General features: G+C 69.7%; 18 protein-coding genes and 1 tRNA gene. 14 read left to right on the top strand and 5 right to left on the bottom strand.

Annotated features, from left to right (window positions below):
• Nucleotides 1–44 precede the first annotated feature (44 nt).
• Nucleotides 45–527 (top strand): DUF4383 domain-containing protein, encoded by a 483-nt coding sequence (locus AB0M47_RS07155; RefSeq protein WP_363409772.1) that lies wholly within the window; start codon nucleotides 45–47, stop codon nucleotides 525–527.
• A 15-nt stretch (nucleotides 528–542) separates the two neighbouring features.
• Here AB0M47_RS07155 and AB0M47_RS07160 read toward each other — a convergent pair whose 3' ends face one another.
• Together AB0M47_RS07160 and AB0M47_RS07165 are read right to left on the bottom strand one after the other, a co-directional pair.
• Nucleotides 543–1,145 (bottom strand): TetR/AcrR family transcriptional regulator, encoded by a 603-nt coding sequence (locus AB0M47_RS07160; RefSeq protein WP_253763700.1) that lies wholly within the window; start codon nucleotides 1,143–1,145, stop codon nucleotides 543–545.
• A 131-nt stretch (nucleotides 1,146–1,276) separates the two neighbouring features.
• On the bottom strand, nucleotides 1,277–2,317 hold the full coding sequence (locus tag AB0M47_RS07165) for an acyl-CoA desaturase (protein WP_363409775.1): 1,041 nt from the start codon (nucleotides 2,315–2,317) through the stop codon (nucleotides 1,277–1,279).
• Nucleotides 2,318–2,498: 181 nt separating this feature from the next.
• Here AB0M47_RS07165 and AB0M47_RS07170 point away from each other — a divergent pair, with 181 nt between their 5' ends.
• The 11 genes from AB0M47_RS07170 (at nucleotide 2,499) to AB0M47_RS07220 (ending at nucleotide 13,086) form a co-directional block, all read left to right on the top strand.
• Complete coding sequence (locus tag AB0M47_RS07170; RefSeq protein WP_363409778.1) at nucleotides 2,499–3,347, top strand: helix-turn-helix domain-containing protein; 849 nt, start codon at nucleotides 2,499–2,501, stop codon at nucleotides 3,345–3,347.
• A gap of 17 nt (nucleotides 3,348–3,364) precedes the next feature.
• Nucleotides 3,365–3,436: transfer RNA gene (locus AB0M47_RS07175), tRNA-Gln, on the top strand.
• A gap of 53 nt (nucleotides 3,437–3,489) precedes the next feature.
• Nucleotides 3,490–4,941, top strand: coding sequence for a bifunctional UDP-N-acetylglucosamine diphosphorylase/glucosamine-1-phosphate N-acetyltransferase GlmU (glmU, locus tag AB0M47_RS07180; protein WP_363409781.1), 1,452 nt, complete (start codon nucleotides 3,490–3,492; stop codon nucleotides 4,939–4,941).
• A gap of 126 nt (nucleotides 4,942–5,067) precedes the next feature.
• The gene (locus AB0M47_RS07185; RefSeq protein WP_363409784.1) at nucleotides 5,068–6,048 is read left to right on the top strand and encodes a ribose-phosphate diphosphokinase; all 981 of its coding nucleotides are present in this window, start codon (nucleotides 5,068–5,070) and stop codon (nucleotides 6,046–6,048) included.
• Nucleotides 6,049–6,251: 203 nt separating this feature from the next.
• Complete coding sequence (locus AB0M47_RS07190) at nucleotides 6,252–6,887, top strand: 50S ribosomal protein L25/general stress protein Ctc (protein ID WP_363409787.1); 636 nt, start codon at nucleotides 6,252–6,254, stop codon at nucleotides 6,885–6,887.
• 79 nt (nucleotides 6,888–6,966) lie between these two features.
• The gene (gene pth, locus AB0M47_RS07195) at nucleotides 6,967–7,548 is read left to right on the top strand and encodes an aminoacyl-tRNA hydrolase (RefSeq protein WP_363409989.1); all 582 of its coding nucleotides are present in this window, start codon (nucleotides 6,967–6,969) and stop codon (nucleotides 7,546–7,548) included.
• Between the two features lie 285 nt (nucleotides 7,549–7,833).
• Nucleotides 7,834–9,186, top strand: a complete 1,353-nt coding sequence (locus AB0M47_RS07200; RefSeq protein ID WP_363409992.1) for a sugar transferase — start codon at nucleotides 7,834–7,836, stop codon at nucleotides 9,184–9,186.
• A gap of 8 nt (nucleotides 9,187–9,194) precedes the next feature.
• Nucleotides 9,195–10,043 (top strand): 3'(2'),5'-bisphosphate nucleotidase CysQ, encoded by an 849-nt coding sequence (locus AB0M47_RS07205; RefSeq protein ID WP_363409995.1) that lies wholly within the window; start codon nucleotides 9,195–9,197, stop codon nucleotides 10,041–10,043.
• A 61-nt stretch (nucleotides 10,044–10,104) separates the two neighbouring features.
• Nucleotides 10,105–11,019, top strand: a complete 915-nt coding sequence (gene cysD, locus AB0M47_RS07210) for a sulfate adenylyltransferase subunit CysD (RefSeq protein WP_253758121.1) — start codon at nucleotides 10,105–10,107, stop codon at nucleotides 11,017–11,019.
• Nucleotides 11,019–12,317: a GTP-binding protein gene (locus AB0M47_RS07215; RefSeq protein WP_363409791.1), complete on the top strand. Its 1,299-nt coding sequence runs from the start codon at nucleotides 11,019–11,021 to the stop codon at nucleotides 12,315–12,317. The genes cysD and AB0M47_RS07215 overlap by 1 nt, the downstream gene beginning before the upstream one ends.
• A 169-nt stretch (nucleotides 12,318–12,486) precedes the next feature.
• Nucleotides 12,487–13,086, top strand: coding sequence for a 2'-5' RNA ligase family protein (locus AB0M47_RS07220; protein WP_363409794.1), 600 nt, complete (start codon nucleotides 12,487–12,489; stop codon nucleotides 13,084–13,086).
• On the opposite strand, the gene AB0M47_RS07225 is transcribed toward AB0M47_RS07220, so the two are convergent.
• Nucleotides 12,971–13,891, bottom strand: a complete 921-nt coding sequence (locus AB0M47_RS07225; protein WP_363409796.1) for a YihY/virulence factor BrkB family protein — start codon at nucleotides 13,889–13,891, stop codon at nucleotides 12,971–12,973. The two genes, AB0M47_RS07220 and AB0M47_RS07225, sit on opposite strands and share 116 nt — an antisense overlap.
• 177 nt (nucleotides 13,892–14,068) lie before the next feature.
• Nucleotides 14,069–15,193: a galactokinase gene (galK, locus tag AB0M47_RS07230; protein WP_363409799.1), complete on the bottom strand. Its 1,125-nt coding sequence runs from the start codon at nucleotides 15,191–15,193 to the stop codon at nucleotides 14,069–14,071.
• A gap of 94 nt (nucleotides 15,194–15,287) precedes the next feature.
• Here galK and AB0M47_RS07235 point away from each other — a divergent pair, with 94 nt between their 5' ends.
• Entirely contained in the window at nucleotides 15,288–16,700 is a 1,413-nt protein-coding gene (locus AB0M47_RS07235; RefSeq protein WP_363409802.1) for a glycoside hydrolase family 18 protein, read from the top strand.
• A 193-nt stretch (nucleotides 16,701–16,893) separates the two neighbouring features.
• Here AB0M47_RS07235 and galE read toward each other — a convergent pair whose 3' ends face one another.
• Nucleotides 16,894–17,865, bottom strand: coding sequence for a UDP-glucose 4-epimerase GalE (gene galE, locus AB0M47_RS07240; RefSeq protein ID WP_363409805.1), 972 nt, complete (start codon nucleotides 17,863–17,865; stop codon nucleotides 16,894–16,896).
• Between the two features lie 130 nt (nucleotides 17,866–17,995).
• Between galE and AB0M47_RS07245 the strand changes: the two genes are divergently transcribed.
• A complete protein-coding gene (locus tag AB0M47_RS07245) occupies nucleotides 17,996–18,898 on the top strand; it encodes a hemolysin family protein (protein WP_363409808.1) in 903 nt (300 codons plus the stop codon).
• Nucleotides 18,899–18,965: the final 67 nt, after the last annotated feature.

The following is an 18,965-nucleotide window of genomic DNA, read 5'->3' on the forward strand; positions in this document are numbered from 1 at the left end:
TGAATCGCGGGGTGGAGCGGCTGCGCGGATGGGAGAATCCGATCATGTCGCACATACCGGTCAACCATCGGCTGCGGCCGCTCTACCGGGCGCTGGCCGTCCTCATCGGGCTCTATCTGCTGATCTTCGGGATCATCGGGGCGATCCAGACCGCTGACGAGTCGTTCTTCTCGCGCGGCGACACGGTCGTGCTCGGCCTCAAGACGAATATGGCCTTCTCGGTGCTCTCCATCGTCATGGGGGTGATCGTGCTGCTGGCCAACCTCTACGGCCGCAACATCGACCACTTCGTCGACCTGGGGGCCGGCGGCCTGTTCATGTTCGTCGGCGTCTTCGGGCTGATCATCATCCGGTCCGACCTGAACAAGCTGAACTTCTCGGTCGCGACCTGTGTGGTGTCCAGCCTGATCGGCACCGCGCTGCTCACGATCGGCCTCTACAACCGCACCGGCCCGCCCGAGCAGGCCCGGCAGGAGGAGGCGATCCGCGTACCGGGCGGTAAGCATCCGGGACACGCCGCCGTTTGAGGCCCGCCGCCGGGGCTACTTGCCCCGGCGGGTCAGCAGACCGGGCTTCTGCTCCAACTGGGCCAGCCCGTTCCAGGCCAGGTTGACCATGTGCGCGGCCACCGTCTCCTTGCGCGGCTTGCGCACCTCCAGCCACCAGCGGCCGACCAGCGACACCATGCCGACGAGCGCCTGCGAGTACAGCTCGGCCAGCTTCGGGTCGTAGCCCCGCGTCTTGAACTCGGCGCCGAGGATGTGCTCGACCTGGTGCGCGACGTCGTTGAGGACCGAGGAGAAGTTGCCCGACGCCGACATCACCGGCGACTCGCGGACGAGCACCCGGAAGCCGTTGGTCTCTTCCTCGATGTAGTCCAGCAGCGCCAGGGCCGCCTGCTCCAGCAGCTCACGGGGATGCCCGGCGGTCAGCGCGCCGGCGATGCGGTCGAGCAGCGAGCGCACCTCGCGGTCCACGACGACCGCGTACAGGCCTTCCTTGCCGCCGAAGTGCTCGTAGACCACCGGCTTGGAGACCTTGGCCCGGGCCGCGACCTCCTCGATCGAGGTCGCGTCGAACCCCCGTTCCGCGAACAGCTGACGGCCGATCGCGATCAGCTGCTCGCGGCGCTGCGCCGCCGACATGCGTACCCGGCCCTTGGCCTGGGTGCGCTCCGCCGGTCGCGCTGCCTGGTCGCGTACTCGCGCTTCTTCCACGCCGCCATCCTGCCAGGCCGACGCCCCCGCGGGTCGCTCCGGCAAGGCGGCGGTGGAGGTCACCGGCCGAGGCGGCCGGCGCTCGTCTGAGCGCCCTCCACCAGCTTCGAGGCCAGCCGGTCGCGCTTGGGCCAGCGAACATTGGTCGCCCAGCCGGCCTTTTCGAAGAGCCAGATGGTACGCGCGGAGATGTCGATCTGGCCCTTCATGACCCCGTGGCGGGCGCAGGTCGGGTCCGAGTGGTGCAGGTTGTGCCAGCTCTCGCCGAACGACAGGATGGCCAGCGGCCAGAAGTTGGAGGCCTTGTCGCCGTCCCGGGTCTCGAACGGGCGCTCGCCGTAGACGTGGCAGATCGAGTTGATGGACCACGTGACGTGGTGCAGCAGGCCGACGCGGACCAGCCCGGCCCAGAAGAACGCGGTCAGCGCGCCCTGCCAGGACCAGGTGACCAGGCCGCCGACGGCCGCCGGGGCGATCAGCGAGATGGCGATCAGCGTCGGGAAGAGCTTGTCGACCTTCTGGATGTCCTTGTCGGCGACCAGGTCCGGGGCGAATCGGGCGCGGTTGGTCAGCTCCCGCGCGAACAGCCAGCCCATGTGCGCGTAGAACAGGCCCTTGGTCAGCGCCCAGAACGAGGTGCCGAAGCGCCACGGCGAGTGCGGGTCGCCCTCGTTGTCGGAGAACGCGTGGTGACGGCGGTGGTCGGCGACCCACTGGGTGGGCGAGCCCTCGACGGCGAAGGAGCCGGCGACCGCGAGCGTCACGCGCAGCCACCGGGTGGCCTTGAACGAGCCGTGCGTGAGGTAACGGTGGAAGCCGATGGTGATGCCCAGCCCGGCGACGCAGTACCACACGGCGAAGATGGCGATGTCGACCCAGGACAGCCAGCCGCCCCAGGCGACCGGGATCGCGGCGATCAGCGCGATGAACGGAATGACGACGAACGCCCACAAACCGATCAGTACGCCGGTCGGCTGAGCGCCCTCGGTGAGCGGCTTCGGCCCCCGGATGGTCTGCTCGATCTCGGCGGCGCCGGTCGCGTTGGTCTCGAGGTCGGCCGTCAACGCTGACTCCGTGGCCGGGTGGACGTCTGTGCTCATGGGCGATGGCACCTCACTGTGCTGGGCGGGGGTGGGGCGGCTCTCTTACGCCTACGTCACCGTAACTTACGGTCCCGTAGTTTCACAGGGTCGGCACCTGTGAATTTCCTTGGTCCACCTGCACAAGCTCGAAGCAAACGCAAGACTCCCCTTCCTCGTACACCCGTGCTAACCCTTATGCATGGACATGGGGGAGGTGGCCCGCCGTCTGCGGGCCGACGATCAGCTGTCGATAGCCCAAATCCGTGAACTGCTCGGCGTCAGCCGCGCTCAGATCGACGACTGGCTGCGGGGCGTACCCGTGCCGGAGTGGACCAAGCGCCCGAACGCCAAGGACGAACTGCGCGCCCGTGCGGTCGACCTGCGCCGCTCCGGGCGTACCGTCCCGGTCATCGCCGAGGAGCTGGGCGTCGCCCGGTCCACGGCCTGGCAGTGGACCAAACACATCCCGCTGACCGGCGATCCGGTGGACGCCGAGCGCCGCAGGGCCAACGCCCGGCGGATGACCGACGCCCGCTGGACGCGGCACCGGGCCGAGCGGTCGGCGCAGCGCCACCGGCTGGCCGCCGAGAACGCCGCCCGGATCGGTTCGCTCGACGATCGCGACCTGCTCCTGCTCGGTTCGGTCGTCTACTGGTGCGCGGGTGCCAAGGCCACGCCCACCCGGCCGAACGAGCGCGTCGAGCTGGTCACCGCGGACGCCCGGCTCGGGCTCCTCTTCCTTCGTTTCCTCGACGCCGTCGGGGTGGCGCGGACGGATCTGTCGCTGCGAGTGCTGCTCCAGGACGCCGTCGACCCGGTGGCGGCGGTCGTCTGGTGGGCGGAACACCTAGGCGCGCGGGTGGAGGACTTCCGTGCCCCCGACCCCAAGCGCCTGCTCATGGCGGCGGAGCGGCCCGATCACCTCCAGGAACATCACGGCCGGCTCCGAATACGGGTTTGCCACAGCCGCGATCTCTATCGCACCATCGAGAGCGTGCTCGACGCGCTCGCCGGGCCTGCGGATGTGCCGGACGGCGAGGCGCGTTAGGCTTTCCGCGCACACCTTCGGCCGTGGTGAAATTGGCATCACCTCAGATTTTGGCTCTGAAGTTTCAGGTTCGAACCCTGGCGGCCGAGCTGTCCATCTAGCAGACCCGGAAGTACCTGCGGATCAAGAGGCGGTAACCCGCGTGGCGCGTACTGTGATCATCCTCGCGGCCGGCGAGGGCAAGCGGATGAAGTCCCAGCTGCCCAAGGTCCTCCATCCGCTGTTGGGTCGCAGTCTCGTCGGGCACGTCCTGGCCGCCGCCGAACCGCTGAGCGCCGAGCGTACGGCGGTCGTCGTGGGGCACAAGGCTGAGCAGGTCATCGAGCATCTGTCCGAGATCGCGCCGCAGGCGCGGCCGGTCCTGCAGGCCGAGCAGCGGGGGACCGGGCACGCGGTGCGGGTGGCGCTCGACGCGCTCGAAGACGCCACCGGCACGGTCCTGGTCGTCAACGCCGACGTCCCGCTGCTGCGGACGGCGACGCTGACCGCCCTGATCGAGCGGCACGAGGAGGACGCCGCCGCGGCGACCGTGCTGACCGCGGTGATGGCCGAACCGGGCAACCTCGGCCGGATCGTGCGGGACGCCGAGGGCGGGCTGGCCGCGATCGTCGAGGCCCGCGACGCGGACGCCGAGCAGCTGGCCATCCGGGAGATCAACGCCGGGGTGTACGCCTTCGAGGCCGACGCCCTGCGCGACGCGCTCGGCAAGCTGACCACGCACAACGCCCAGGGCGAGGAATACCTGACCGACGTGTTCGGGCTGCTGCTCGCGGCCGGTCGCCGGCTCGCGGTGCACACCGCTCCCGCGGTGGAGGAGACGCTGGGCTGCAACGACCGGGCCGAGCTGGCCCGGCTGGGCGCCCTGCTCCGAGACCGGATCAACGACGGCCACATGCGGGCCGGCGTGACGATCGTGGACCCGGCCTCGACCTGGATCGAGCCCGCGGTCACCATCGACCCGGACGCGGTGATCGAGCCCAACACGCAGCTCAAGGGAGCGACCTCGGTGGCGGCCGGTGCGGTCGTCGGTCCCGAGGTGACGCTGGTCGACACCGTCGTCGGCGAGCGGGCGGAGGTCGTGAAGGCGCACGCCGTGCTGGCCGAGATCGGCCCGCAGGCCAAGGTGGGGCCTTACGCGTACCTGCGGCCGGGGACGACCCTCGGCGTGAAGTCCAAGGTCGGCACGTTCGTCGAGGTGAAGAACTCGTCGCTGGGCGAGGGGACGAAGGTCCCGCACCTGTCCTACGTGGGCGACGCGACCGTCGGCGACTTCACCAACATCGGCGCGGCGAACGTCGTGGCCAACTACAACTGGCGGTCGAAGAGCCGGACGATCATCGGCTCCCACGTGAACACCGGCTCCGACTCGGTGCTGGTGGCCCCGGTGACGCTCGGGGACGGCTCGTCCACCGCGGCCGGCTCGGTCGTCGACGCCGACGTCCCGCCGGGTGCGCTGGCCGTGGCGCGGGAGCGGCAGGTCAACAAGGAGGGCTGGATCTTCAAGCGCCGGCCCGACAGCGCCGCCGCGCAGGCGGCGCAAGCCGCGCTCGACGCGGCGGAGACGGCCGACGAGGACGCCGCTGACCAGCGGTGACACTCGGCGCGGTGATCTTTCGCACCTGATCGTGAACCGGCTACGAGCTTGGTCAAGTACCAGGAGAGGATGACCCGCGAGGGTCATACTTGGTCGCAGTGGCGCGCGGAGGGGCAGACAGGGCCGATGGGCAGCATCGTCGCGGAGAACCGAAAGAATCTGATGCTTTTCTCGGGGCGGGCGTACCCCGAGCTCGCCGAGGAGATCGGGCAGACCTTGGGTGTCGCACCGACCCCGACCGCCGCCTACGATTTCGCCAACGGTGAGATCTTCGTCCGGTACAAGGAGTCTGTCCGAGGATCGGACGCCTTCGTGGTCCAGTCGATCACGAGCCCGGTGAACACCTGGGTCATGGAGACCCTGATCATGATCGACGCCCTGAAGCGGGGCTCGGCCAAGCGGATCACCGTGGTGCTCCCGTTCTACCCGTACGCCCGGCAGGACAAGAAGCACCGCGGCCGGGAGCCGATCTCGGCCCGCCTCATCGCCGACCTGCTCAAGACGGCGGGCGCCAACCGGATCCTCACCGTGGATCTGCATACCGCGCAGATCCAGGGGTTCTTCGACGGCCCAGTGGACCACCTGTTCGCGATGGACACGCTCGCGGGCTACGTCGAGGCGAAGTACGGCGATCGCGCGCTCACCGTGGTCGCGCCCGACTCGGGCCGGGTCCGGGTCGGCGAGCGCTGGACCGACCGGCTGGGCGGTTGTCCGCTGGCCTTCATCCACAAGACCCGCGATCCGCTCAAGCCCAACCAGGTGGTGGCGAACCGGGTGATCGGTGAGGTCGAGGGACGAACCTGCATCATCGTCGACGACATGATCGACACGGCCGGCACCATCTGCAAGGCCGCGGACATCCTGTTCGACTCCGGTGCCGGCGACGTGATCGTCGCGACGACGCACGCGATCAACTCCGACCCGGCGACCGAGCGCCTCAAGAACAGCCGCATCGCCGAGGTGATCGTGACCAACACGCTCCCGATCACGCCGGAGAAGCAGTTCGACAAGCTCACCGTGCTCTCGATCGCCCCGCTGTTGGCCCGCGCCATCCGCGAGGTATTCGACGACGGCTCGGTCACGACCCTCTTCGGTGGACTCAGCTAAGACGCCGCTCACAAAGCGGGGGTCGGCTGGGGTCACCGTCGGTGGTCGGGTAGGCTGGTCCGGTTGCCACGGCGAGGGTGCTCTGCGGGCTTCGCGGTCTGCGTTGAAGCACCGTGATCGACATGGTGCTCCGGGTCTGTGCCCGTGCGCCCTCGCGTCGGCCCACGACAGCCAGCCAGCCCGTTGAGCCAGGAGTATGAACCGTGTCTGAGGTAAAGATCAGCGCCGAGCCGCGTACGGAGTTCGGCAAGGGCGGCGCGCGTCGCACCCGCCGCGCAGGCAAGGTGCCCGCAGTCGTCTACGGGCATGGCGAAGCGCCCAAGCACATCGCCCTGCCCGCCCGGGAGTTCGCCGCGGCGATCCGCCACGGCGGCATGACCACCGTCTTCGAGCTGCACGCGGAGGACGGCACGAAGACCCTCGCGCTGCCCAAGGCGATTCAGCGTGACCCGATTCGGGACACCTTCGAGCACGTCGACCTCGTCATCGTCAAGCGCGGCGAGAAGGTCACCGTGGACGTTCCGGTGCACCTGGTCGGCACCGCGGCGGCCGGCACCCTGGTGGTGACCGAGCACGACCGCGTCTCGATCGTCGCCGAGGCGCTGCACCTGCCCGAGTCGCTGGAGGCCTCGATCGACGGCCTCGACGCCGGTGCGCACGTCACCGCCGGCGACCTCAAGCTGCCGCGGGGCGTCGAGCTCGCGACCGACGCGGAGACCACCATCGCCGTCGTCAGCGTCGCGCCGACCGCCGAGCAGCTCGAGGGCGAGACCGCCGAGGCTGCCGAGGTCGCCGAGGAGGGCGAGGCCGCCGAGGCCGAGGCTCCCGCCGAGAGCTGAGTTCTCCTTCGAAGACGGCCGCCACCATGTGGCGGCCTTCTTCTTTCTGGCATCGTGTACGCGGGAGGTGCGTGTGAGCATGTGGCTGGTGGTCGGTCTGGGCAACCCGGGTCCGCAGTACGCGCAGAACCGGCACAACGTCGGCTTCATGGTCGCCGACCTGCTGGCTAAGCGGGTCGGGGGATCGTTCGCGCGGAAGACCCGGGGCGGTGTCGCCGAGGTGGCCGAGGGGCGCCTGGGATACGGCGTGGACGCCCCGAAACTGGTGCTGGCCAAGCCGCTGACGTACATGAACCTGTCGGGCGGCCCGGTCGCCGCGCTCGCGCAGTTCTACAAGGTGCCGCCGGCGCAGGTCGTCGCGGTGCACGACGAACTGGACATCCCCTACGGCCAGATCCGGATGAAGCTGGGCGGCGGCGAGGGCGGCCACAACGGTCTGCGCTCGATGAGCAAGTCACTGTCGACAAAGGACTACTTGCGGGTCCGGTTCGGCATCGGCCGGCCGCCCGGCCGCCAGGATCCGGCCGATTTCGTGCTCTCCGACTTCTCGGGGGCTGAGCGCAAAGAACTGGAGTTCCTCGTCGATCGGGCCGCCGACGCGGTGGAGTCGCTGATCGTCAAAGGCTTGGAGCCCACCCAGAACGCGTACCACGCGGCGTGACGTCGTCGCTGCTCACCCGTTGAACATGCCGACATAACGGGCGTCCGCAGCGCCCGTGCGTCAGCGAGCGGGGGGTGCGTGATGGCGGAGGAACAGCGTCGAACTGGGCCCCGGCCGCATCCACGTGTGGCCACGCCGCCCGTACCGCCGATCCTGGACACGCGGCCGCTGACCGAGATCGACACCGTCGTGCTGCCGCGGCTGCTGCCGGGGGCGTACCAGTATGTGCATCCGGCCCTCGTGCGGCGGGCCCGCCGCTGGGAGACGCGGTACCAGCTCACCCTGATGCTCGCCGACTTCCTCGTCGGGCTCGGCGCCGGGTGGCTCGCCTTCCATCTGCGGTTCAGTCAGCTCACCTCGTACACCCGGATCTATCTGGTGCTGTCGGCGTTGCTGCCGATCGTGCTGGTGTCGGTACTGGCGCTCGCGCGGGCGTACGACACGCGGTTCCTCTACGTCGGCACCGACGAGTACGACCGGGTAATCCGGGGCGGGCTGGCGCTGACGGCCGGGATCGCGATCTTCTCGTACGCCTTCGAGCTGCCCACGGCGCGGAGCTATGTGCTCGTCGCGCTGCCGGCGGCCACCGCGACCGCGATCGTGGTGCGGTTCTGTCTGCGCAAACGGCTGCACCGCCGACGGTCGCGGGGTGAATGCCTGCGCCGCGTGATCGTCGTCGGCCACGAACTGGCGGTCGTCGCCATGACGCACCAGCTGCGGCGGGAACGGTTTCACGGCCTCGACGTCGTGGGCGCGTGCGTGCCGGCCGACGGCGACGGGCAGGTGGGACTGCCGGTCTTCGGCAATTTCGACGAGGTGGCCGAGGCGGTACGCCGGGCGGGTGCGGACACCGTGATCGTGCTAAGCTGCCCCGAGCTGGACGGGCATCGGCTGCGGCGGCTGGCCTGGCGACTGGAAGGCGACGACGTCGACCTCATCGTGGCCAGTGCGCTGATGGATGTGGCGGGCGATCGGACGACGCTGCGCCCCGTCGACGGCCTGCCGATGCTGCACGTCGACCACCCCCGGCTGTCCGGGGGCAGCCGGGTCGTCAAGGAGCTGGTCGACCGGGCCGGCGCGGCCCTGCTCATCGGGCTCCTCTCGCCGCTGTTCGGGCTCATCGCGTGGCGTATCCGCCGGGACTCGCCCGGCCCGGTGCTGTTCCGTCAGGTGAGAGTCGGCCGGGACGGGCGGGAGTTCCGCATTTACAAGTTCCGTACCATGCACGTCGACGCAGAGGCGCGTCTGAGCGAACTCCGACACCTCAATGAGAATGATCGGGTTCTCTTCAAGATCCGTGACGATCCGCGGGTGACCGATGTGGGGCGCTGGCTGCGCCGGCTCTCCCTCGACGAGCTGCCGCAGCTGTTCAACGTCCTCGCCGGGCAGATGTCGCTCGTGGGTCCCCGCCCGCCGCTGCCGCAGGAGGTGGCCATGTACCACGACGACGTGCTGCGCCGCCTCGCGGTCAAGCCGGGGATGACCGGCCTCTGGCAGGTGTCCGGCCGATCGGATCTGCCGTGGGAGGAAGCCGTCCGGCTCGACCTGCGGTACGTCGAGAACTGGTCGCTCTCGTTGGACCTGGTGATCCTGTTGCGCACGCTCACCGCCGTGGTACGCACATCTGGGGCTTACTGATGACCGACATGCTGGACGCCGAACTCGCCCGTAACCTCGCCACCCAGGCCGGAGAGCTGTTGCTCGGCCTGCGTACGGAGATGGGCTTCACCGACCCGGGACGGCTGCGCGACGAGGGGGACCGGCGCTCGCACGAGTACCTCATGGCGCAGCTGGCCGCGTGGCGGCCCGACGACGCGGTCCTCTCCGAGGAGGCGCTGGGCGCCCGGGACGCCGACGAGGCCGCCGAACGCCTGGGCGCCGAACGGATCTGGATCGTCGATCCGCTCGACGGCACCCGCGAGTACGCCGAACCCGGCCGTACCGATTGGGCGGTGCACGTCGCGTTGTGGACCACCACAGCCGCCAGTACAGCTCGCCGCCGTCGGCGTACCAGTGGATCGTTGAAGAGCGACCAGGGACGGCTCGCCGCCGGAGCGATCGCGTTGCCCGCCCAGGGCAGCGTGCTGGCCACGGACAGCGCGCCGCAGTCGCCGCCGGAGCAGACCGCGCACGGCGCCCAGGTACGCATCGCGGTGAGCCGCAGCCGGCCGCCGGAGTTCGTGGCGCGCGTGGCCGAGGAGCTGGGCGCGGTGCCGGTGCCGATGGGGTCGGCGGGCGCGAAGATCGCCGCGGTGATCTCCGGCGAGGTCGACGCCTATCTGCACGCGGGCGGACAGTACGAGTGGGACTCCGCCGCGCCGGTCGCGGTCGCACTGGCTCAAGGTCTGCACGCTTCCCGGCTGGACGGTTCGCCGTTGATCTACAACCAGGCCGACCCGCGGCTGCCGGACCTGCTGGTCTGCCGGTCCCGGCTGGCCCGGCCACTGCTGGCGGCCGTCGAACGCGAACTGTTGAGCAGGTCACAGGCTGGTTGAACCGGCCCCAATCGCCGGGTAGCTTAATTCCCCAGCAAAGCACTAGGAAAGGTCTGGAAATATGGGCCAGACGAATGCCGCCTACCGCATATCGCACCTGGATGCTCTCGAAGCGGAGAGCGTCTTCGTCATGCGCGAGGTCGCTGCCGAGTTCGAGCGTCCGGTGCTGCTGTTCTCCGGCGGCAAGGATTCGATCGTCATGCTCCGGCTGGCGGAGAAGGCCTTCCACCCGGGTCGCATCCCGTTCCCGGTGATGCATGTCGACACCGGGCACAACTTTCCCGAGGTGCTGGAGTACCGCGACCGGCGAGTGGCCGAACTCGGCGTCCAGCTGGTGATCGCCAGCGTCCCCGAGGCGCTGGAGCGCGGCCTGGTCCGCGAGCCCGCCGACGGTACGCGCAACCGCATCCAGACCCCGGTGCTGCTCGACGCCGTGGAGAAGTACCGCTTCGACGCCCTGTTCGGCGGGGCCCGGCGCGACGAGGAGAAGGCTCGGGCCAAGGAACGGGTCTTCAGCTTCCGCGACGAGTTCGGCCAATGGGACCCCCGCAACCAGCGCCCTGAGCTGTGGTCGCTCTACAACTCCAAGATCAGCCCCGGCGAGTCGATCCGGGTGTTCCCGCTGTCCAACTGGACCGAACTGGACATCTGGCACTACATCGCCCGGGAGCGCATCGACCTGCCCTCGATCTACTTCGCGCACGACCGTGAGGTCGTCGACCGCGGCGGCATGCTCTACGGCGTCAACGAGTTCATCCGCCCCCGGGCCGGCGAGACCGTCACCAAGCGGCGCGTGCGGTACCGCACGGTCGGCGACGCGAGCATGACGGCGGCGGTGCCCTCCGAGGCCGACACCGTCGAGAAGGTGATCGACGAGGTCGCCTCGACCCGGATCACCGAACGCGGCGCGACCCGAGGCGACGACAAGGTCAGCGAGGCGGCGATGGAAGACCGCAAGCGGGAGGGCTACTTCTGATGACTGTTCTCGAGTCGGCGCCGGTCTCGGCGCCGCCCGCCCGCATGGACCTGCTCCGGTTCGCCACCGCCGGCTCGGTCGACGACGGCAAGTCGACCCTCATCGGGCGGCTGCTCTACGACACCAAGTCGCTGTTCACCGACCAGCTCGAAGCGGTCGAAGCGGTCAGCGCCGCCCGGGGCGACGAGTACACCAACCTCGCGCTGCTGACCGACGGCCTGCGAGCGGAACGCGAGCAGGGCATCACCATCGACGTCGCGTACCGGTATTTCGCCACGCCCCGGCGCAAGTTCATCATCGGCGACACCCCCGGGCACATCCAGTACACCCGGAACATGGTCACCGGTGCGTCCACGGCGGACCTCGCGATCATCCTCGTGGACGCCCGCAAGGGCCTGGTCGAGCAGTCCCGGCGGCACGCCTTCCTCTGCTCCCTGCTGCGCGTGCCGCACCTGGTGCTCTGCGTCAACAAAATGGACCTCGTGGACTACTCGCAGGAGGTCTTCGACACCATCGCCGACGAGTTCGCGTCCTTCGCCGCCAAGCTCGACGCGCCCGACCTCACCGCGATCCCGATCTCGGCGCTCAACGGCGACAACATCGTCAGCCGCAGCGACCGGATGCCGTGGTACGAGGGCCCGTCGTTGCTGCACCACCTGGAGCACGTGCACATCGCGTCCGACCGCAACCTCGTCGACGTGCGCTTCCCGGTGCAGTACGTGATCCGGCCGCAGTCCTCGGCCGTCCTCGACTACCGCGGGTACGCCGGACAGGTCGCCTCGGGCGTACTGAAGCCCGGGGACGAGGTGCTCGTCCTGCCCAGCGGCCTGACCACACGCATCGCCGGGATCGACACCGCCGACGGTCCCGTCGACGAGGCGTTCCCGCCGATGTCGGTCACGGTCCGGCTGGAAGACGAGATCGACATCGCCCGGGGCGACCTCATCTGCCGCCCGCACAACGCGCCGGCGGTGGCCCAGGACATCGAGGCGATGGTCTGCTGGATGGACGAGAGCGCACCGCTCGCCGTCGGCGGCAAGTACGCCATCAAGCACACGACCCGTTCGGTCCGGGGCATCGTCAAGGCCCTGAACTACCGGCTGGACATCAACACGCTGCACCGCGACGAGGCGGCCTCCTCGTTGGGGCTCAACGAGATCGGGCGGATCCGGCTGCGTACGACCCAGCCGCTGCTGGTCGACGAGTATCGGCGGAACCGGACGACGGGCGGGTTCATCATCATCGACGAGGTGACGAACCGGACCGTCGGGGCGGGGATGATCGTCGCCGCTTCCTGACCCCGGCCTCCCGGCGAAGCGCGCACGCCCGGCTTTCCGGCGGAACGCTTTCGTGAATGAGAGCGGGTTCAGCTCGCGTGATCCCGGCGAACGGGTGATGATCGCTGGAGGAACGGACGATCCTCGCCGGGACTCCGATGGCTACAGTCCCAGCCGAAAGGGGGCGGCCATGACGCAGACCGTCCGCATCGGCGTGGCGGTCGACGTCCCGCCCCCGTGGGGACCACAGCTGACCCGCCATCGCATCGAGGCGGGTGATCCACTAGGCGCGGCCATCCCCGCGCACGTCACCCTGCTCGGGCCGACCGAGATCGACGCGACCGAGCTGGCCGCGATCGAGCGGCACCTCGCCACGGTGGCCGCGGAACACGCCGAGTTCGAGCTGCTCCTACGAGGCACCGGCACCTTCCGGCCGATCACCGAGGTCGTGTTCGTGGCCGTCGCGGCCGGGATCAGCGAATGCGAGCAGCTGGCCGCCGCGATCACCGCCACACCGGAACTCCAGCGGCCGCGGCACTATCCCTACCACCCGCACGTGACGATCGCTCAGGACGTGCCCGAGCCGGCCCTCGACGGCGTCTTCGAGAAACTGGCCGGGTTCGAGGCCCGCTTCGACGTCAGCGAGTTCACGCTGTTCACGCACACGGGCGACATCAAGTCGCCGGAGAACCGCTGGCACCCCCAGCGGGACTATCGGCTGGCGGGTCCGTCGGCTCCGATCGGTCCCCGGGGGAATCGGCCGGGCGCGGCCCGGCGGCGAGGTCGATGAACCGGCCCCGGGTCGAACTGGCGGCGAGCGCCGCGCCCCACAGCACGATCTGGTTGAAGAAGTACAGGTAGAGCAGCAGTACGCCGGTCGTCGCGATCACCGTGGCGGTCGGATAGAACCGCAGCGAATGCGTGAAGTACGCCCGGCCGCCCCAGTTGAGCAGCGACACCCCGATGCCGACCGTGATCGCCGGGGGGATCAGCCGCCGCGGCTGGACGTGCAACCGCGGTAGGACCGTCAGCAGCGCCGCCCCGATGAAGCTGTTGACCAGGAGCGTCACGGCCACGGTCGACACCGTCAGCCAGACCGAGGACGTGTCGCCGGAGATCCAGCCGAACAAGGCGGACGACAAGTCGATCACGGCCAGCGACAGGCCTAGGACCAGCGTCAGCGCCAGCAGCATCCCCAGATCGACCACCCGGCGGACGAAGAGGTTGCCCGGGTGCTGCTCCAGCCGCCAGATCGCCCGCTGCGAGGTGCGGAAGGCGTCGACCCAGCCGAGCCCGGTGAACACCAGGCCGACCAGACCGAAGATCCCGATCGCGGTGGAATTGGCCTGCAACTGCTCCGGCTGGAAGGTCGGCAGCGTCTGCGCGAGCCAGTCGGTCACGGCTCCCTTGACGGTGTCGTTCGAGCTGAACACGATGCCGAACACCGAGAACGCGACGAGGGACAGCGCGAAGAGCGCGAAGAAGGCGTAGTAGGCGATCGCGGCGGCGAGCCGCCCGCCGAGCACCTCCGAGTAGCGTTCCTTCGCGGCCCAGACGTTGTCGAAGGCACTGGAGCGCTTCCGTGCGGCGGCCACGGAATCTTCATAGCGCTCCAGCATCGCGCTGCCAACCCGCTGGATCCGTCGGAAGATCGCCACCACACGTTCATCTTCGCGGATGCGGCCGCCCGTCTCGCATGCAGATCAGGGATATCCATGCGATCTTGGGGCCAGATTGCCGGGATATCCGTGATCTGCAGCTAGGCAAGGGGGTCAGGCGGCGCCGGCGCCGGCGCTCGGGACGGCCTTGAACGCGGCCGGCTCGGCGAAACCGTGCTCGGCGAACGCCTTGGCGACCGCGTCGGCGACGTTGTCCACCCGGTCGGCGTCCACCAGGGCGATGACGCACCCGCCGAAGCCGCCGCCGGTCATCCGGGCGCCGTAGGCCCCCGCGGTCAGTGCGGCGGTCACCGCGACGTCCAGCTCCGGCACGGTCACCTCGAAATCGTCGCGCAGCGACGCGTGCGAGGCGGTCATCAGCGGCCCGATCTCCCGGTGCCGGCCCGAGCGCAGCAGCTCGATGGTGTCCAGCACCCGCTGATTCTCGGTGATCGCGTGGCGCGCACGACGTACCAGCAGGTCGTCGGAGAGCCGGTCCAGATCGGCCGGGACCGCGTCGCGGAGGGCGGCCACCCCCAGTTCCGCCGCCGCCTGCTCGCAGGCCGCCCGGCGCGCGGCATATTCGCCGCCCGCGTGCTGGTGCGGCGCGCGGGTGTCGATCACCAGGATGGCCAGGCCGTCCGCGGCCAGATCGAACGGGATCTGCTCGGTACGCAACGAGCGGCAGTCCATGAAGAGGGCGTTGCCGGCGGTGCAGAGGATCGAGGCGGACTGGTCGAGGATGCCGGTCGGTACGCCGACGTAGTCGTTCTCGACCCGCTGGGCGAGCCGGGGCCGGTCGGCGATCGGGATGTCCAGCCCGGCCAGGTCGACGAGGGCGGTCAGCACAGCGCATTCGAGCGAGGCCGACGAGGACAGCCCGGAACCGATCGGGACGTCGGAGGCGACGGTGAGCCGGGCGCCGGGAACGCGATGGCCCTGCTCGGCCAGCACCCAGACCACGCCCGCCACGTACGCCGCCCAGCCGTCGACCTTGGCGTCCAGGGTGAACTCGACGGTCTCGCCGGTCAGCTCCGAGGTGACCGCCCAACGCTGCTCGGGCAGCACGTCGGCGGCGACGGCGGTGCGGTGCGGCAGCGCGAAGGGGAGGACGAAGCCGTCGTTGTAGTCGGTGTGCTCGCCGATGAGGTTCACGCGGCCGGGCGCGGCCCAGACGCCGACCGGCTCAATCCCGTAGAGGTGCTGGAAAAGGCCATGAGCGCGGGCGGCTGCTGTCATGGGCTGGATGGTAGTCGGCGTACATCGGAGCAGCCCAGCGACCCTATCTGTTAGGACTCTTGACAGATGCTCGACGAGAAGTGAGGGTCGTCACATGATTCGTTCACTCGTCAGGCCGGGCGTCGCCCTCGCGGCGGCGCTCGCCGCCGGCGTCGCGCTCCTGCCCGCACAGGCCGCCAGCGCCGGCGCCCCGCTCGGCGGGCAGGCGCCGAAGAAGGTCGTCTCGGCCTACTTCGCCGACTGGAACGTCTACGGGCGGGGCTACTACGTCAAGGACATCCCCGTCGACAAGCTCAACGTCATCCAGTACGCCTTCGGCGTACCCACCTTCGACGCGGCGACCGAGACCCCCGGTTGCTCCGTCCTCGACCCCTGGGCGGACTTCCAGCAGGTCTACTGGTCCGGCGAGAACACCGTCGACGGCGTCGCCGACAACTATCCCGACCAGCGCCTCTACGGCAACTTCAACCAGCTGAGGAAGCTGAAGGCGGCGAACCCGGGGCTGAAGGTCGAGATCTCCCTCGGCGGCTGGACCAAGTCCACCCACTTCGCCCAGGTCGCCAAGACCGCCGCGCGTCGCCAGGCGTTCGTCGCGTCCTGCATCGACACCTTCATCAAGGGCAACCTGCCCACCGGCGGCTGGCCGGAGAACGCCGGGGGCCTCGGGGCCGCCGCGGGCGTCTTCGACGGCATCGACCTGGACTGGGAGTACCCCACGGCCAAGGCCGACGGCAACATCGACTACGGCCCGGAGGACCGGCACAACGCCACCCTGCTGGCCCAGGAGTTCCGCCGTCAGCTCGACGCCCTGAGCCGCGAGACCGGGCAGCACTACCTGCTCACCGCGGCGCTCCCGGCGGCGAAGAACTCCACCAAGTACTACGAGCTGCGCGACTTCGTGAAGCAGCTCGACTGGGTCAACATCATGACGTACGACTTCAACGTCATGGGCGGCGCCGTCGCCGCGCACGACACGCTGTTCACCCGGGACCCCCGGGACCCGAACGCGTCCGACTGGACGTGGAACACCGTCGGCACCGTTGCGTACTACCTGGCTCAAGGCGTACCGGCGAAGAAGATCGTCGTCGGCGTGCCGTTCTACGCCAACCAGTACATCCGCTCCGACGCGGGACTCTACGGGCCCTTCGACAACACCGGGCTCGACGGGGAATCGCTGCAATGGGACCAGAAACCGCAGCCGTCCTACCACGACCTGGTGGACGTGGCGGGCATCGTGTCACCGACCGGTGTCGGCGCGAACGGCTACACCCGCAAGTGGAACGTCCTGGCCGGTGAGCCCTACCTGGTCAACCCCGCCGGTACGCACGCCCTCGCGTCCGGCACGGTCACGGTCGCCACGACGATCTGCTACTCGGACCCGCGCTCGATCGGGGAGCGGACGGCGCTCGTCAAGGCACTCGGCCTGCGGGGAGCGATGGCCTGGGAGATCTCCCAGGACTCCGACGACGGGGCGCTGATCGGGGCGCTCGCCCCCATCCTGCGCTAGGCCGGTCCCCCCGCTCCCTGGCGCGCTTCGCGGGCCAGCTCGCGGGCCCTCCGGGGAGGGAGCTGGGTGATCTTGGCGAGTTTCGGTGGCTATAGCGACCTTTTCTCGCCAAGATCACCCGGCGCATCTCCAGCGGCGCGAGGCCGGCCCCGCGTGGCGCCGCGTTAGCGGCGGCGCATCCCCAGCGGCGCGGTCAGCGGCCCTGGTAGAAGGCCCACGCGTCCGCGACGATCGCCTCCAGCGAGGTACGCGTAGGCGTCCAGCCGAGGTCGGCCTGGGCGAGCGCGGAGGAGGCGTACAGGGAGGCGGGGTCGCCGGGCCGCCGGGGCAGCCATTCGACCGGAACCGGGTGCCCGGTGACGGTGCGTACGGCGTCGATGACCTGGGCGTTCGAGAATCCGGTCCCGCTGCCGAGGTTGTAGATCTTGTGCTCGCCGGGCACCGCTGCCGTCAGGGCGAGCAGGTGTGCTTCGGCCAGGTCGGCGACATGGATGTAGTCGCGGATGCAGGTGCCGTCGGGGGTCGGGTAGTCGTCGCCGAACATCGGCAGCTTCTCCCGCTTCCCGGCCGCCACTTCGAGGGCGATCGGGATCAGGTGGGTCTCCGGATCGTGGCGCTCGCCGATCATGCCGCCGTCCTCGCGTACCAATGCGCCTGCGACGTTGAAGTAGCGCAAGCTGACCGCGGCGAGCTTGTGCGCGCGGGCCTCGGAGGCGATGGCCAGGTCGACCGCGAGTTTGGTCGCGCCGTAGGTGTTGATCGGCATGGTGATCGCGCGCTCGGTGAGCGGCAGTTCGGACGGCTCGCCGTAGCAGGCGGCGGTCGAGGAGAAGATGAGCCGCTTCACCCCCGCCGTACGCATCGCGTCCAGCAGGTTGAGCCCGGCCCGGGTGTTGGCCTCCCAGTGCAGCTCCGGGTGGGTCATCGACTCGCCCGCCGAGATGAGCCCGGCGAAGTGCAGTACGCCGTCGAAGCCCGCGTCCGGTGCGAGGACGTCGCCGACCTCCTGGACTCGCGCCTGGACGAAGGTGGCGTCGGCGGGGACCTGTGCGGCGTCGTTGCGCGACAGGTCGTCCAGGACCACTACCTCGTGGCCGGCGTCGAGCAGCAGGCGGGTGACCGTTGCGCCGACGAATCCGGCGCCCCCGGTGACGAGCAGCTTCATCTGACCTCCCTAACAGTTCCCTGGCAACACTACGTGCTGGTGGGAGGACGCCCGGCGGGAGCCGTACGATGCAAGGATGCCCGACGGTCATAGACCCGGACTCTTGGCTCGAACTCTGTCCCCGTGGATCATGAGGGTCCTGCGGGAGCGACTCAGCGAGGATCAGCTGCGCGCTCTCGTGACCACGAACACGCATCTCGGCGGCGATGAGCGCCGCATCATCGACGAGGTCTGGGCCAGCGGGAACTCCCTGATCCGCGAGGTCATGGTGCCTCGGCCGGATGTCGTCTTCCTCGACGCCCGCTGGGCGCGGCCGCAGGCAGAGGCGGTGGCCCGCGCGCACAACCATTCCCGGTTTCCGGTGGTCGACGGTGACGCCGACAACGTGATCGGCTTCGTCCACCTGCGGGATCTGCTCGCGGGCGACCCGGCCACACCGTTGCGCGTACTGGTGCGGGAGATCATGCGCCTGCCGGCCGCCATCCGGATTCTGCCCGCTTTGTCCGAGCTACGGCGGGAACGTCACCAGCTCGCCCTGGTGGTCGACGAATACGGCGGCACCGCGGGCATAGTCACCCTGGAAGACCTGATCGAGCAGCTCGTCGGGGAGATCCACGACGAGTACGACGAGGACGACGAGCCGTTCACCGGCCTGCTCCCGGCCGAGGTCGAGGGGCGCCTCAGCCTGACCGACTTCGCCCGGCGTACCGGGGTGGAACTGGCCCAGGGGCCGTACGAGACGCTCGGCGGCTACCTCATGGCCGCCCTCGGCCGGCTCGCGCGGGTCGGCGACCAGGTCGAGGTCCCGGGCGGTGCGGTCACGCTGCGGGTCCTCGCGCTCGACGGCCGCCGGATCGCGCGGGTCGTCCTCGCCCGGGTGGCCGAGGTCCCGCACCAGCTTCCGGCCGCGCCGATCCCCCTTGCCCTGCCGGCGGGTACGCCCCCGGCAGCGATCGAAGCCGGCAGCCCTGCGCCGGCCCTCCCCGCCATCGCCTCCTCCGCCTCCCCCGCCTCCTCCGCCTCGACCCGTTGATCATGGAGTTAACTGTGGTCTCGACGGTGTGTCGACACCGGAAACTCCATGATCAACGGAGGTGGCG

Origin of the sequence: Hamadaea sp. NPDC051192 (assembly GCF_040682475.1) — a bacterium.
Classification (GTDB): Bacteria; Actinomycetota; Actinomycetes; order Mycobacteriales; family Micromonosporaceae; genus Hamadaea; species Hamadaea flava.

Excerpts from the sequence above, each read along its gene's own strand:
- AB0M47_RS07245 (WP_363409808.1), top strand. The coding sequence starts at position 17,996 with ATGAGGGTCCTGCGGGAGCGACTCAGCGAGGATCAGCTGCGCGCTCTC.
- AB0M47_RS07155 (WP_363409772.1), top strand. The coding sequence starts at position 45 with ATGTCGCACATACCGGTCAACCATCGGCTGCGGCCGCTCTACCGGGCG.
- AB0M47_RS07205 (WP_363409995.1), top strand. The coding sequence starts at position 9,195 with ATGCTGGACGCCGAACTCGCCCGTAACCTCGCCACCCAGGCCGGAGAG.
- galK (WP_363409799.1), bottom strand. The coding sequence starts at position 15,193 with ATGACAGCAGCCGCCCGCGCTCATGGCCTTTTCCAGCACCTCTACGGG.
- AB0M47_RS07215 (WP_363409791.1), top strand. The coding sequence starts at position 11,019 with ATGACTGTTCTCGAGTCGGCGCCGGTCTCGGCGCCGCCCGCCCGCATG.
- AB0M47_RS07200 (WP_363409992.1), top strand. The coding sequence starts at position 7,834 with ATGCTCGCCGACTTCCTCGTCGGGCTCGGCGCCGGGTGGCTCGCCTTC.
- cysD (WP_253758121.1), top strand. The coding sequence starts at position 10,105 with ATGGGCCAGACGAATGCCGCCTACCGCATATCGCACCTGGATGCTCTC.
- AB0M47_RS07170 (WP_363409778.1), top strand. The coding sequence starts at position 2,499 with ATGGACATGGGGGAGGTGGCCCGCCGTCTGCGGGCCGACGATCAGCTG.
- AB0M47_RS07185 (WP_363409784.1), top strand. The coding sequence starts at position 5,068 with ATGGGCAGCATCGTCGCGGAGAACCGAAAGAATCTGATGCTTTTCTCG.
- AB0M47_RS07235 (WP_363409802.1), top strand. The coding sequence starts at position 15,288 with ATGATTCGTTCACTCGTCAGGCCGGGCGTCGCCCTCGCGGCGGCGCTC.
- galE (WP_363409805.1), bottom strand. The coding sequence starts at position 17,865 with ATGAAGCTGCTCGTCACCGGGGGCGCCGGATTCGTCGGCGCAACGGTC.
- AB0M47_RS07160 (WP_253763700.1), bottom strand. The coding sequence starts at position 1,145 with ATGTCGGCGGCGCAGCGCCGCGAGCAGCTGATCGCGATCGGCCGTCAG.
- pth (WP_363409989.1), top strand. The coding sequence starts at position 6,967 with ATGTGGCTGGTGGTCGGTCTGGGCAACCCGGGTCCGCAGTACGCGCAG.
- AB0M47_RS07220 (WP_363409794.1), top strand. The coding sequence starts at position 12,487 with ATGACGCAGACCGTCCGCATCGGCGTGGCGGTCGACGTCCCGCCCCCG.
- AB0M47_RS07165 (WP_363409775.1), bottom strand. The coding sequence starts at position 2,317 with ATGAGCACAGACGTCCACCCGGCCACGGAGTCAGCGTTGACGGCCGAC.